The sequence below is a fragment of the Flavobacterium ammonificans genome (assembly GCF_020885975.1).
Lineage (GTDB): Bacteria > Bacteroidota > Bacteroidia > Flavobacteriales > Flavobacteriaceae > Flavobacterium > Flavobacterium ammonificans.
In genome coordinates, this window is sequence record NZ_AP025183.1 from 754443 (window position 1) to 770324 (window position 15882).

The 15882-nt window shown below is 36.3% G+C and carries 7 protein-coding genes; all 7 read left to right on the forward strand.

Annotation, left to right across the window (positions count from 1 at the left end; genetic code table 11):
- Nucleotides 1-635 precede the first annotated feature (635 nt).
- The gene (locus LPC23_RS03305; RefSeq protein WP_229331056.1) at nt 636-1121 is read left to right on the forward strand and encodes a T9SS type A sorting domain-containing protein; all 486 of its coding nucleotides are present in this window, start codon (nt 636-638) and stop codon (nt 1119-1121) included.
- On the forward strand, nt 1118-1753 hold the full coding sequence (locus tag LPC23_RS03310; RefSeq protein ID WP_229331057.1) for a hypothetical protein: 636 nt from the start codon (nt 1118-1120) through the stop codon (nt 1751-1753). The genes LPC23_RS03305 and LPC23_RS03310 overlap by 4 nt, the downstream gene beginning before the upstream one ends.
- A gap of 10 nt (nt 1754-1763) precedes the next feature.
- Nucleotides 1764-5324 carry a beta strand repeat-containing protein gene (locus tag LPC23_RS03315; protein ID WP_229331058.1) on the forward strand — a complete coding sequence of 1187 codons (3561 nt, stop codon included), beginning with the start codon at nt 1764-1766 and terminating at the stop codon, nt 5322-5324.
- Between the two features lie 11 nt (nt 5325-5335).
- Nucleotides 5336-6181 (forward strand): glycine-rich protein, encoded by an 846-nt coding sequence (locus tag LPC23_RS03320; protein WP_229331059.1) that lies wholly within the window; start codon nt 5336-5338, stop codon nt 6179-6181.
- Between the two features lie 516 nt (nt 6182-6697).
- Nucleotides 6698-12886 (forward strand): T9SS type B sorting domain-containing protein, encoded by a 6189-nt coding sequence (locus LPC23_RS03325; protein ID WP_229331060.1) that lies wholly within the window; start codon nt 6698-6700, stop codon nt 12884-12886.
- Nucleotides 12887-12919: 33 nt separating this feature from the next.
- Nucleotides 12920-13831 carry a PorP/SprF family type IX secretion system membrane protein gene (locus LPC23_RS03330; protein WP_229331061.1) on the forward strand — a complete coding sequence of 304 codons (912 nt, stop codon included), beginning with the start codon at nt 12920-12922 and terminating at the stop codon, nt 13829-13831.
- Between the two features lie 10 nt (nt 13832-13841).
- Entirely contained in the window at nt 13842-15764 is a 1923-nt protein-coding gene (locus tag LPC23_RS03335) for an OmpA family protein (protein ID WP_229331063.1), read from the forward strand.
- Nucleotides 15765-15882 lie beyond the last annotated feature (118 nt).

Genomic DNA, 15882 nt, shown 5'->3' on the forward strand with positions numbered 1-15882 from the left:
GTAAACCGGAGATTCAAGCCAATTATTTTTAGCACATAAAACACTCTAAAACGCTTAAAAAGCCGATTAACAACACAAATATATTGAAAAAAATCCTGTTTTTTTCAAAAAGTTGTGATTTCACAACTTTTTAATGAAACTAGCAGTTTATTTTTGGCCAATAAAAAAGGGAAGAAGTATCAAACTAAAATAGCAATAACAGAAAATAAGATGGCTTGTAAATTTTTTAGGAGAAAATCAAATTTACCCATCGTGCCCGAAAGCGAGATACTTGTCTTTTATACTATGATAAAAAAAATGAAAAAACGACATCCGCATATAAATCCAGAAAAAATAGTAAAGAAACTATACCCTTATTATTCAATAAAAAAATAGTTAAAACGATTTATTTATAATTCAATTGTGTTGCCCCTAGACAAAGATCCCAAATCTTTAGTGTTGACCATGATTGAACTAGCCTACATAACGGCTAGTTTTTTGGTCAAAAAATAAAGTTATTATTAAAAAAAGTCACAAATTATTCAACAAAAGATAAATTGTTAATAATTTATACTAAGATTTTTTAAAACTCATTAAGAAGGTTATTGATATTGAGAGTTTTACTAAATTTGCACACTTTTATATTGGCTATAATTATGCATAAAATTATTTTATTTTTATTCTTTTGTACAACCACTTGGTCTCAGAAAATCCACCATCAAGTGGTTTCTTCTCAGGGAGTTACACAAAAATTGCCAAATGGAATGATTGTTGCCCAATCTGTTGGGCAAGCAAACGCTGCCATTGGAAATTTTAAAAACAACACTATGGCTATAGGCCAAGGGTATATCCAAAGTTATGGCAAAGCCAAATTTACCAGTCCAACAAAAACACTCATCTCTGTTGTGGCCTATCCTAATCCAGTAGTGGACCAAGTAAATTTTAAGTTTTCTTCTAATATGGGCACAACAGCTATCATTAGTCTATTTGATAATAGAGGACGTTTGGTTCATTCCGAAAAACAAGCCATTGATCAAGAAGCAGCCTCGCTCTCATTAGCGTTTCTTGCTGAAGGGGTTTACTTTGCTAAAATAGAAACCAAAGACCATCACTTTTCTACAAAAATTTTAAAATCAAAATGAAAAAATTAATTTTCACATTACTCTTTACTTTGACAGTAAGCGGAGTTTATTCTCAAGAAATTTATTTTTTGACGGGAAAAAATTATACCAACTACCAATTGCGATACAATGGATCCGAAACGGTAAATAAACTTGATAAAAGCGGATCAGGAAGCAGTTACGAAATTGGACTGGCTATACCGATTAAAGTACAGCGTTTGACATTTGATAATAACCTGGATTATATTGTAGGTTTGAATTTGAATCAATTCAATGCCAGTGCCGGCAATCAAACCAATCATTACAGTTGGAACACCGAGTACATTGGGATTACCAATGCGCTTAAATTTTCTTTTGTGCAAACAGACCATGTGGATATTGCACTAAAAGGAGGATTTACTACATCAACCTTATTGACAGGAAAGCAAAAAATAAACAATTCAAAATTCGACCTAAACAATCAAAAAGATTTTAACGGCATTATTATGAGTCCGTTGTTAGGTCTTCAAGCAAAATGTAATCTATCAGAGTACGGCTATCTTAGTCTAGGATACAACTACTCAAGAAGTTTTAGTTTGACTAACTCAACAGATAAAAAACTGTCCTTTTTAAATCACCAAATTGTATTTGGAATTTCATTTGAACTGTATTAATTAAAGTAATATGAAAAAAATTATTGCCCTTTTTGTTTTTATAGTAACCAGCTCAGTATACGCCCAAAATTCAGGGATAACCTATCAAGCGGTTATTTACAATCCAAGTACTGAAATCCTACCTGGAAATAACAATCCGAATGTAGTTTTAGCAGAGAAAAATATTTGTTTGCGATTCAGTATTTCTGATGCGAACTCCAGTGTAGAGTATCAAGAAGTACAAAAAGTGAAAACCGACGAGTTTGGTATGGTGAACCTAATTGTAGGAGATGGCGATCAGGTGAGTGGCTATGCCGCTAATTTTGATGCAATCATCTGGAATAGCAACAATAAAAATTTAAAAGTTGAAATTGATACTAATGGGAATTGTACCAATTTTATTGAAATCAGTAATCAAAAATTTGCATCGGTTCCTTTTGCATTTGCTTCTAAGGTAGCCGAAACCGTTTCGGGAATTGTACCTATAGTTAATGGCGGTACTGGCGCTGCAACAGTGGCTGGCGCCAAAACTAATTTAGGTTTAAACAATGTCGATAATACTTCCGATTTGAACAAGCCAGTTTCAACGGCAACACAAACCGCTTTGGATGCTAAAGCACCCTTAGCATCACCAGGCTTTACGGGAATACCAACCGCTCCAACCGCGGCGGCTGGAACCAGCACGACTCAAATAGCAACAACGGCTTTTGTAAATGCAGCACTTGCTACAGCAGGATCTCCTGACGCAACAGCCACACAAAAGGGAAGAATACAATTAGCAGGAGATTTAGGTGGAACGGCAGATGCTCCAACTGTACCTGGATTAGCCAATAAAGAAAATGCAGCGAATAAATCTACTGATACTAGTTTGGGCAATAGTGATATTTTATTTCCTACTCAAAAAGCAGTAAAAACGTATGTAGATAATCAAGTAAGTTCAGGCGTTGTAGACGCTACAACTTCTTATAAAGGAAAAATTCAATTAGCAGGCGATTTAAGTGGAACGGCAGATAGGCCAACTGTTCCAGGTTTGTCAACTAAAGAACCTATAATTACAACTGGAACTATCTCTGAATATTTCAGAGGTGACAAAACTTGGCAAACTCTAGATAAGACAGCTGTTGGGTTAAACAATGTAGATAATACATCAGATGCAAACAAACCAGTTTCATCGGCAGTTCAAACAGCATTAAATGCAAAAGAAGACGCGTCAAATAAGTCAACAGATACTTTATTAGGAACAAGCAATTTGATGTTTCCAACACAAAATGCTGTAAAAACCTATGTTGATAATCAAATAGCAACTTCATCTACTCCTGAAGCTACATCAAGTGTGAAAGGTAAAATCCAATTGGGAGGTGATTTGGCTGGAACTGGAACCACTGCGTCAGCACCAAAAATTTCTGCCGGAGCCATTTCTGCTGAAAAATTAGCAGATAACGCTGTAACAAATGCTAAATTAGGCGAGATAGTAGCTATTGCCAAAGGAGGAACAGGTTCCAATATGAACACCACTGCTGGTTATGTGAAACAGGCGACTACAGGAGCTAATTTTACCACAGTATCGTCTATTCCAGTAACCGATGTAACGGGAGCGGTTCGTTCTGTAAACGGAGTATTGCCTGATAATACTACTGGTAATGTATCAGTTCTAATTGGTAATGTTTATACTGGTTCTACAATAACTCCAACAACAGGAACTACACCAGTAAGATCTGATATTTATATTGTTTCAGGTCAATCAGGATCAACAAATGACAATGGGCGTACGTTTATTTATGATGGCTCTACTTGGCATGAAATTTCTACAAATATTGCTGCATTAGATAACACCTTTGTTAAATTATCAGGAAGTACCATGGTTGGAAACTTGGTTTTTCCAGCAGGAAAAAAAATAATACTTAACGACGCACCATCAAACGCAACGGATGCAGCCAATAAAGAGTATGTAGACACAAAAATTGGAGGAAGTGGAACTGTAAATTTTGTACCTAAATTCTCAGGAACAAGTCCAAGTAAAATTTTAGCAAACAGTTCTATTTTTGATGATGGTACTAATGTTGGAATTGGAACAACAACTCCAACAAGTAAGTTTGAGACAGTTGGCGATATGAAAGCAAGAAATTCAGCAAATACAAATTCTGTAGTATTAAATACGGGCTTGCCTTCTGTAGACTTTGCTAGTTCATCAAGAACTTTTAGGTTGGGTAGTTATACAGGTTCCACTTATAATAGCCAAATAGATGGAACAGCCTATTTAGCAGGAGTGTCAGGAATAACACAATTGTCTTTGAATACACAAGGAAATCAGCCTATAACTTTTGCAACGAATGATTGGATTGAAAGAATGCGTATTCAACATACAACTGGAAACGTAGGTATTGGGACTAACACCCCTGCTACTCGATTACAAGTAAATTCCTCTATTGCAACAAATACAGTAAATACCGAAGGAATATTTAGATTACAACGACCTCAAAACCCAGGTGTCAAATGGGAGAATATTGCGCAATTTAATTTGGGAAGTTATGCGGTTACAACAGGTGGTAGTACCAATGCAACGAGTAGATTAGATTTAGCCATGAATGATGGTGATGGTGTAGCAACCAATAATGTAATGACTTGGCAAGCCAATGGGAACGTGGGTATTGGTACAACTGCTCCAATAAGTGCTTTGTCAAATACATCATCAGCAATTCAAGGTTCAAATTCCACAAATGCTTTTACTGGTGGATTCACTTGGTCTTCACCAGGGACTGGTTTTGCAGGATCTTTTTATTCGCAACCAACTAATGGTAATGGTTTACAAGTAAAAGTAGCTGGAAACACAAGTTCGACTAATGCTTTAGAAATTTCTTCAGGAGCAACCCAAACGGGTTCTTTAACACCTTTATTCAATGTGCTTGGTAATGGAAATGTAGGGGTTGGAACTACTTCACCTCTAACAAGATTAATAGTTAATGATAATACCTACATTGCAAATATCCCAAGTTCTTCAACTAATTTAATGGACAATTCGACCTTTAGACCCTTAACTCGTTTTCAATCGTCATCAGGAATTAATAATAATGCAATTAGTCATTATTTAACGACTACAGCTGCTGCTACTCAAGCTCATAATTATTCAACAGGTGCTTTATTACCATATGTTTTGCAACCAGCCGGAGGAAATGTGGGTATAGGAACAACTGCCCCAACAGCACAATTACATACAACGGGTTCAGTGCGATTGGCAGGTGCAGGTACACCAGGAGTAGGAAGAGTTTTAACTTCTGATGCAAACGGTAATGCAACTTGGCAATACAATACAGTAAATACAAGAACTGCAGATTTTCAATTAGCGGCAACAGATTATGGTACTGTTATTGTTGTAAATAGCACAACTACGGTTGCCGTTACTATTCCTTCAACGCTACCAACAGGTTTTTATTGTCAAATTATTCAACAAGGAGCTGGACAGGTAAATGTTCAAGGAAGTGGAGTTACTGTAATTAGTGCTTTAGGTACTTTTAGTAGAACAATAGGTTCATCTGTTGGAATTATGTTGACAAGTTCAACTTCAGCGTATTTATCAGGTGATACTGCTTTTTAAAGGATTATAATATGAAAAAATATATTTATTTAATCTTTATACCTTTTTCGATTTTTTCGCAAATAAATCCAGAGTTTTTGCAATTAAAACCAGTTTATACCAATTTTGTGAGATTTGATTATACTGGAGGTATTCAAACTTGGACTGTGCCAGCAGGTGTAACAACAATATTTGTTGATGTGGTAGGCGCACAAGGAGGTTCAGCAGGAACAAATATAGGTGGAAGAGGTGGGAAAGTTAGTGCACTACTCTCTGTTATACCTGGTGATGTTCTTCAAATTACTGTAGGAGGTCAACCTACAAATAACATTGCGTTATATGGTTTTGCTGGTGATGGAGGTCGTTCTACAAGTTTTGGGACCATTGCCAGAGCTGGAGGTGGATTGAGTGCAATATCTACTTCTGCTCCAGTAACACAAGCTAATGCTCTTTTGATAGCAGGCGGTGGCGGCGGAACTCCAACAAGTGGTTTTGCTGGTAACGGTGGTGCCGGAGGCGGATTGAACGGATTAAATGGAGCTTCAGTATATGGAGGTATATCCACAAGAGGTGGTGGTGCAAGTCAAACAGTAGGAGGTGTTGCTGGAACACCTCTTGATGGAAACTCAACTTTGCCAACGGCAGGTTCTGCTATAAATGGTGGCGCAGGTGGTATAGTAGGTGGGGCAAGTGCTGGATGGAACGGCGGAGGAGGAGGTGGTGCTGGTTATTTCGGCGGCGGCGGTGGTGCCGGTGGCGGAAATGCTCAAGGATCAGGTGGTGGTGGTTCATCTTGGACAAATTCTTCATGTCAACAAGTTTCTAATGTTTCAAATTTTAATTCAGGTCACGGCAGAGTAATTATTTATTATAATTAACAGTAGAAATTGGTTTAATTTTCGTTCATAAAGGTTTATAGTTTTATATTAATTTATTTTTCCAAACGGTTTGATACGTTTTGACAAATTTTTATTTTTTTATTTATCTTCTTTATAATTTATATTTTAACTTACAGAAAATTTTTTAAAAACTTGTGATTTTGCAACTTTTATTACAAAAACTAGTTTTATTTTTGTAAGCATTTTAAATACTAAGACGCAAATTTTGGAGGGTTAATTATCAGCTAAATACAACCTAAACCAAAATATTTTCTTTTAATAATAAATTAAACAACCGTCAAGACACAGTAATATAAATAAAATGAAACAATTAAATCGATTCCGCTTTTATTTAATGTATACAATTATTTTAAAGAATGATAAGTTAAAGTTGATTCTATTTCAATCAATAGACTAATTTAAAATACGTCCCCAAAAAAACAACCCCTAATCCCCAATTCAAATTTATAGCAGTATATCTTTTCTCCCCCGTATAAGAGTTGCAACATAACAAGTATGAAAAATTTTTTTAATAACCTGAATTCAATCGTTCGAATCAAAGTTCTTCTATTTTCTTTTTTTCTATTTATTGTTCAAATAACGTATTCTCAGTGTACTGTAAGTAGTTTTGTAGTTACAAGAAATAATGCAACCTGCTTTTCTAATGGAGATATTAGAGTTAGTATTCCAACGGGACAAACAAGTTGCGAGACTCGTTTTGCTACATTGGTACCGGTTACAGGACCTTCAAATACGCCTGTTCCTAGTCAAACACAAACGTTAACCTTTCCATCTACAGGTGGGGAAGTGGTTTTTGGGTCATTGCCAGCGGGAAGATATAATATTGCTACTTCAGATGGAATTACAACTACTAATTTTGCAAGTAATCCTGTAATCATCACCTCAAATTATGTTCCCATGACTTTAAATCTTTCAAGTACTGCACCTACTTGTAGTGTTTCGAATTCGGGATATATTCAAAATGGTACATTTACAGCAACAGTATCGGGAGGAACAGGCCCTTTTGACTATAAATTAACTTCTGCTTTTGGCGTTCAAACAGTTAGTAGTAATGCCAGAACACATGTATTCAACAACATACGAGCTGGAGAAAATGTAACAATTGAAGTTACTGATAAAGTAAATGGCAATGCAGGATGTCAGGTTTCAGTTACTCAAAGTCATGTTACCTCAACTGCTGTGCCAGCTCCTTTATCTTACGGTTTTAGAGCGTATAACTTTATTAGAGATTGCTCTGATCCTCAACAATCTAAAATTATCTTCTACATCAATTTGAGTAATTTAACTCCGGCTAGGCTCGCCGTTTTACAACAACCAGGAAATGCAAAAATTACCATAGCGGGCGTAGATTATCCTTTAACCTACGTTCCGGCAAGAAATGGATTTATGTATAACCCTGTGGCTGTTAATGGTCCTCAATTAGTTCATAATATGTCAATTACCACCTCTTTTAATTGGGAATGTGGAATTCTTACAAGAACTAGCCCTGTTCAAATGCCTGACAATTGGTTTAACTTATCTCCAAGAGTAATTGTTGATAATGATTGTAGTTTGGGTTTAAAATTGCGGTTTTCAATTTTTGGGGATCAAGATTATGTACAGGGTCCTTTTGTAGACAGAAACGTATATTTTTGTCCAACCAATTCGGTTGAAATTGCACGAAGAATTTCGACAGGACCAGACGTATATCAAGTATTATCCGGTTCAGATATTTCTCCTGACCCAGCATTAACAACCAATGATTTGAATGTGTCTTCAGACCCTAATGCTTCTATACCATCAGCTTCATCTACTTGGACTGTAAATCAGGGGGGGTATTACAGAATAACAGTTTCAGATGGATATCATACTGTGGTTAATTATTATAACGCGGGAACTTTAACTAATCCAATAGCAAACGTAACAGTTAACCCGACAGCTTCTGTCATAGCAGGAACAGTAGGCTTTAGTTTTCCTATATTTAATTCTGGGATTAAGTATCCCGTAACCGTACAAGTAGAGCGTACAGATGGACAAACTCAAATAAATCATACTGCAGCCGAACCCTTAAGCCTTGCAGGAACTTATACGTATAACTTCCCAATGTTTGTTACTTGGAATTCAGATCCGGGAAGTTTAGGTGGCATTTATGATTTACCACCTGGACAATATCGATTTACTCTCACTGATGCATGTTCAAATACAAGAGTGTTTACGTCAACCAACACAAATGTTGCAAATTACACTCCAACATTTACTGTTAATCAAGGGTGTAATAATTCTAATTCCATTTCATTTAACTTGAATAGAAATGGTTTTGCTTTTGGAACAAACTGGGCACCAACAGCAGACGTCTATTTATATGCTAAAAATTCTTCTGGAGGTTTTGGTAATTTTATGCAAGCTGTGGCTAGAACAGGAAATGGGTCGGGAACCTTTGTCAACTTACCTTCGGGGTCTTATTTTATTCAATTTAATGGCATAGGCTTAGGGTATTCAACTGGAGAAAAAAGAGCTTCACCTACCAGTTATTTTAAAGAAATTACAATTCCAGACTATCAGAATTTTACTGTTTCCACTGGAGCATCAATATGTGATGTGTCAAGCACTAATTCAGGAATAATAAGTGCTCAAATCACAGGAGGCACTTATACTTATCCAATAACTTATAGTTTGTTTAGCACCACAAGTCCGAGTACACCAATTGCAACTCATATAGAAAACGATACTACCAAAACAGAACATTCTTTTTTAAATTTATCCACTGGTAGCTACTTTGTTAGAGTTGCTAGTTCTTGTTATTCTGTAGATCAAAATGTATCTCTATCTTCTACAATTACACAACCCAGAGCCATTGTTTCAGATCCTGTAGTTTGCCCTATGAGTCCAACTACTTTGGGAGCGATTTCAGCAACCAATGGTTTGTATGACATTACTTGGACAGATGATGCAGATCCAAATCAAACGGTATTAGCTGATGGTATGCCTGTTACATTGAGTCCCTCAGCGACTATAAAATATAGAGCAACATTTAGACTAAAAAATGCGTTAAGTTGTTCAAATCCGCCAACTTACACCTCTACCGTTGATGTAAGAGTAGATGCTAATCCGGATGTTACATTAGCAGTGTCTGATATTAATTTATGTTTGACACCAGCTACTAAAACGGTGACTATTAGTAATACACAAGCAGGATATACTTACGAGATTGTTAAAATGAATGGCGATTCATTGATACCTAGGCTTGCAGGGACTGGTACTGGAGGTAATCTAACAATTAGTTTTCCTTCAGGATTTATATTTGCAGCAGGAACTACATTAAGAGTCAAAACCTCAAATGGCGCGAATTCAAAATGTACTGATTTTTTAACAGATTTGATAACGATCTTTCAATCAACCCCAATCGATACATTGGCAGTTGAATCAACAAATGTTTGTCAAGGTTTCAGTTCAACAATAAAAGTAAAAGCATCCCAATCTCAAGTAGTTTATTTGATTAAGAAAAACGGGGTTGCAGTATCATCCATTCCAGTTCAAACAGGAAACGGTTCTGATCTAACTTTTACTATACCTGCTAATCAGTTAACAGTTGGTGATAATATTTTTACTGTGCAAGCTTCTAATTCAACTTGTACCACTATTGATTTAATTAATTCAGCTACTATTACTGTTACCGCCTCTCCAGTTGCTAATGCTGGAGCAGCTTTTATTAAAACCTGTATTACTAATCCAAGTGGGAAAGAAATAGGAATGACGGCAGTGAGTGGAATTAATTATTCTTGGAGCCCAACGACAGGTTTAAGTGATTCAACAATTTCAAACCCAGTAGCCAATCCAACAGTAACCACAAATTATACACTTACAGCAGCAGATGGTACTTGTACAGCATCTAGTTCGGTACTGGTTTCAGTAGTTACAACGGTTCCATTGGTCAATGCTGGAGCTGATTTTACTAAAACTTGTTCAGTAAATCCGTCTGGCAAATCTATTGGTGCGGTTATTCAAGGTCAAAGTGCTACCTATGCTTGGACACCAACAACAGGATTGACTAGCCCTACAAATACAATTACTAACGCAAATCCTTCAACGACAACCACATATAGATTAACAGCTACCGAAACCAGTTCAGGTTGTACCAATTTTGATGAAGTTGTGGTTACTGTTGATACCAGTCAGCCTAATGTACCAGTAATCCAATCAATAGATCATCCAACTTGCTTGAATAGCACAGGAACGATTACTGTAACGTCAACTGGGAATCCAAATGACAGGTACAGTATCGATGATGGAGTTACCTTTCAATCGAGTAATATATTTAATAATGTTGCTGCAGGATCTTATTTAGTTAAAGTAAAAAGTGGACTTAATAGTTGTAATAGCAATGCAACCTTAGTTATTGTTAATCAACAACCATTAACGCCATTAACACCAACAATCACTACTACCACAACCACCACTTTTTGTCAAGGCGGTTCGGTAATTTTAGAGAGTTCAGCTACTTCGGGTAACCAGTGGTTTAAAGATGGGAATGTTATTAGCGGAGCAACTAGTCGATCACTAACTGTGATTGAATCAGGAAGCTATACCGTTAATGTTTCTAATGGTCAATGTACAAGTGTAGCTAGTAGTCCGGTAGTTGTAACGGTTAATCCTTCGGTTTCTGCGGCTCCAAATGCTACCACAATTGCAAATAATTGTCCTTTAGAAACTGTTGATTTGACTACATTGCAACCACCACCCGCAACAGGAATTGAGTATGAATGGTGGACAGGAACTACAACTAGTCGCACAGGTACAGCTAAAATTAGTAATACTACAAACTATAACACTTCAGGAGCTGTTTTTCTTTGGAGTAAAAGTACTTCAGATGCCTGCTATAGCTTAGAAGGGCAGCGAGTAGATGTGGTTATTACGCCTTGTTGTGTGGCAAATGTAGGTATAATTGAAAACACCAACCCAACGAGCTTAGTGCATTATGCACCTGCCGATATTAACGGTTATGAGCATAATAATTCTTCAACTCCAAATAAAACCGTCTATGTTTTAGTCAATGAATTAGATCAAAAGATCAAATATGTCAATACCGTTTCACCTCAATTTACAGGGGTAGCTGCAGGAAATTATAGGCTACATGCATTAGTGTTTGGGCCAACAGTTAATCCTACTGGAATTGTAGTGGGTAATGCAATCAATCAAATTCAAATTCCAGACTATTGTGGGTCAACAGCTTCTTATGCTGTTCAAGTTGTACCGGGTAATTGTATCTCCAATGCTAGTTTTACAGAATCTATTCCAAATGCCAAACAATATGCCCTTTTAGATACGACTACAAACCAATTTGTTCAAGTCAATACAACTGGTATATTTACGACCGCTTTTAACGGCATGCTTTACCAAGTAGTTGGGTTCAATTATACAGGTACTGCAAGCGGTATTGTTGTGGGCGGGACAGTTTCTGGAGTTTCAGCTACAGGTTTAGAAACTATGGCCGGATCCATGGTAAAAGGCTGTACTGCAATTACGATGCAAATCAAAGGAGTTTTGTACAATGACAGGGATAAAAATTGTCGAGAAGGAAATGATAACCAAGAAGGGCTTCCTCGCACTACTATTTATTTAAAATTATTGAATAGCAATCGACAAGTAATTAAAGTGACTTCTACTGATGGAGATGCGCTCCATTACTTCACATTTAATGCTGATTTGATTGACGGAACCTATTCCATTATTCTTGATAATAATGCCGATTTAACCGATAATACAGCTACCTATCCTGCTTTTTGGAAAGGAAGTATTCAAACGTTCACTATTGTTTCAGGTCGAATTATAGAACAATTATCCAATACCCCAAATTTTGTTCCAATGTGTTTGCAATCATCTACTGAAAAGCCTGCGCCAAGAAAGACCCCAAATTTACAAGGGAATACGTATCATTTTTGTTTCAATCAGACGGCTACCGCGATCAATGTTGACGCTGACTCAGGAGCTGAAATTAATTGGTACACTAGTCCAACAGGAGGTTCTGCTTCTAAAACTGCACCTATTCCAAATACTAAAGTAATTGGAGTAGAGGTATGTTATGTAAGTCAAACTTTAAACGGTGCCGAAAGTGAGCGTACCGAAATAAAGATAGAAGTACATCCTTTACCTGAATTACCATCAGTTATTTCAGGGCCAATTGTAGTAGGTTCAGAAACAACTCAACTGTACAGTATAGCTTCAAGCTCCAACTTGGCATCCTATAATTGGACCTTACCAACGGATTGGATTGGCAATTCTGTAACGGAGCAGTTGAATGTAATTGTTGGCAAACAAGGCGGTACAATAAAAGTAAATGCAATTTCTGCTAATGGTTGTGTAGGTCCTGAACAACAATTAGACGTTAGAGTTGTAATTGAGGATGATATAGAAATTTATAATTCTATTTCGCCAAATGGCGATGGTGTCAATGATGAACTAATCATTAGAAACATTGATTTTTATCCAAATAACACCCTAGAAATATACAATCGATGGGGCGTATTGGTCTATCAAGCAGATGGATACGGACAAAAAGATGTTCTTTTTAAAGGACTGTCAGACGGAAGAACGACAATAAATAGAAATGAGGAACTACCAGAAGGCACCTATTTTTATACTTTGATGTACGTAAACAGTAAAGGGATACAGAGACAAAAAGCAGGTTATTTGTACATTAAACAATAAATGGCTGCTTAAAGAATCATAACAATTCATAATATGAAAAAAATAGTTTGTTGGTTATTACTTATCATTACGAGTTGTGTGTATGCACAACAAGAACCACAATACACGCAGTATATGTATAATCCTTCGGTAATTAACCCTGCTTATTCAGGTTCTTTAGGGTACGGAACTTTATTCAGTTTGTATCGTACTCAGTGGATTGGCTTAGAAGGCTCACCTAAAACATTAAATCTAGCTTATCATCAACCTATAGAAAACTCAAATTTAGGAATTGGAGGAAATTTACTTCACGACGAAATTGGGCCAAGTACAACAACATCATTTGCAGTTGATTTATCTTACACCATAGATTTTGAAAATGAAAGCAGATTGGCATTTGGGATCAAAGCGGGTGGTGCCTTATTGAATATAGATTACAATAAGTTGAATCATTTCAATCCTAATGACAACTCTTTTAGAAACAACATTAACAATCAATTTTCTCCTAATATAGGAGCGGGTTTGTTTTATTACACCAACACAACTTATCTTGGATTATCTGTGCCAATGATTTTGCAAACTAAGCAGTACGATGAATTTGCTTTTTCAGCTGCGAACAGACGACAACATTTCTATTTAATGGGAGGAAAAGTATTCGAATTGGCGTATAATCTTAAGTTCAAACCTGCTTTTGTTGCCAAAATGGTAGCTGGCGCACCCTTACAAGTTGACCTTACGGGGAATTTTTTAATTAATGAAAAATTCACAGTAGGATTGGCTTACAGATGGAGTGCAGCACTATCGGCTTTAGTAGGATTTAAAGTAAGCGATCGATTGGCTATAGGATATGGTTACGACCGAGAGACTACCAGATTATCAAATTTTAATTCGGGTTCGCACGAATTGTTTTTACAGTTTGATTTGTTTAAAATTAACCAACGAGTGGAGACCCCAAGATTCTTCTAAATTGATACCAATGAAAAAATACATTCTACTTATACTAGTATTTCCTATTACTTTACTAGCACAACAAAGAACAATCAAAAAAGCAGGGAAGCAATTTGAAAACGAATCCTATGTTTCTGCTATTCAAATCTACGAGAGATTAGCCAATAAAGGAATGGGTTCTGAGCAAATCTATGAAAAACTAGGCGACGCTAATTATTTCAATGCCAACTATATTCAAGCCGAAAAATGGTACTCTAAAAGGTACGAATTGAAAGGAACTTTTTCTAGCGATTTTTTATTTCGATACGGACAGTCTTTAAAGTCGGCGGGTAAAATGGAAGAGGCTAAAGTGGTGTTTGATCAATTTGATAAAGAAAATCCGAACCAAATTAGAGTTAAAAATAAGAGTAGGTCGCTTGCACAACAATCAATTAAAAAAGGCAGTGATGTTTTTGAAATACAAAACATCAATACAAATTCAAAGTATTCGGATTACAGTTCTACTTATATTGGGGACACGCTACTTTTTGCGAGTGCCAAACCTCGTTCAGTAGGCAATCAGATTTATGCTAGAACAGACCAGCCTTATACCAATTTATACTTTAGTGTAAAACAAGCTGACGGGAATTATAGCAAGCCGGATTTATATTCTAAAAAAACCTTTTCTATTTTTCATGAAGCGAGTCCAGTTTTTACTCTAGATGGGAATGCTATGTACTATACCCAAAATGAGTTAAAGGAAAATAAAACCAAGAAAGTAGTGAATGGATTGTATAAAATATACAAATCAGAGCGTACAAATGGCCGTTGGAAAAATCTAGGAGTTCAAGATATTTTTGCAAAAGATAGCGCTAGAGTGGCTCACCCTGCCGTATCGCCGGATGGTAAAACACTTTATTTCGCCTCTGATGCTAAAGGATCTTTTGGACAATCAGATTTGTTTAAAGTAACTATCAACGAAGATGGTTCTTACACCGCACCAGAGAATTTAGGAACAAACATCAATACCGAAGGTAGAGAAAGCTATCCATTTGTAACTAAAGATAATATTTTACTTTTTGCTTCAGACGGTCACCAAGGGATGGGAGGTTTTGATATTTTTGCGGTTGACCTTAATCAAAAAGACGCATTGCCGGTGCATCTTACTAGCCCGATAAACAGTCCGTTTGATGATTTTGGTATCTATTGGAATAGAAATACAAATCAAGGTGTTTTTACTTCAAATAGACCCGGAGGTCAAGGAGATGATGATTTGTATGAGTTCACTAATAATGCGTTACAACCATTTGCATTTGAGTACAACACCAGAATTTTCGGAAAGTTAACGGATAAAAACACCAACCAACCTTTAGTTGGAACAGTTGTTTTATTTGATAATTTCGGAAGAGAGATCAATAGGTATCAAACGAATGAATCAGGAACCTTTGTTTTTGAAAAAGTAAATCCAAACCAAACCTATAGACTTCAGGCTAATGCTGCAACCTATGCTCCTAACGAGACAACGGCTTCGGTTGCAATTTATGATAAGGAAGCGGAGGCTAATATTGCTTTAGATCAAGATAGTTATAAAATACAACAAGGTTTGGATTTGGCTAAAGCCTTATCATTGAGACACATTTATTTTGATTTGGACAAATCCAATATTAGAAAAGATGCTCGAGTGGAGCTAGAGAAAATCGTTGAGGTTTTAAATCAGTTTCCTTCTCTTAAAATTGAAATTGGTTCACACACAGACAGCCGTCAAAGCAAGTCGTACAATCAAGCTTTGTCTCAACGAAGAGCAAAATCTACCTTGGATTATTTGGTGCAACGCGGAATTAATAAAAACCGTCTAACTGCCAAAGGATATGGAGAGACACAACTAATCAACCAATGCGCTGATGGCGTTAAATGTAGTGAGGCAGAACATCAATTGAATCGTAGAAGTACTTTTGTAATAATTAATCAATAAAACAATTAAGGGGATTGTAATTGGTTAATTAGTGAAATGGCTTGTTGTAATTGACAAGCCATTTTTTATGTTTTTAATTTGTACGATAGCAGGTATTCGGTATTGTAAATTTAGTTTG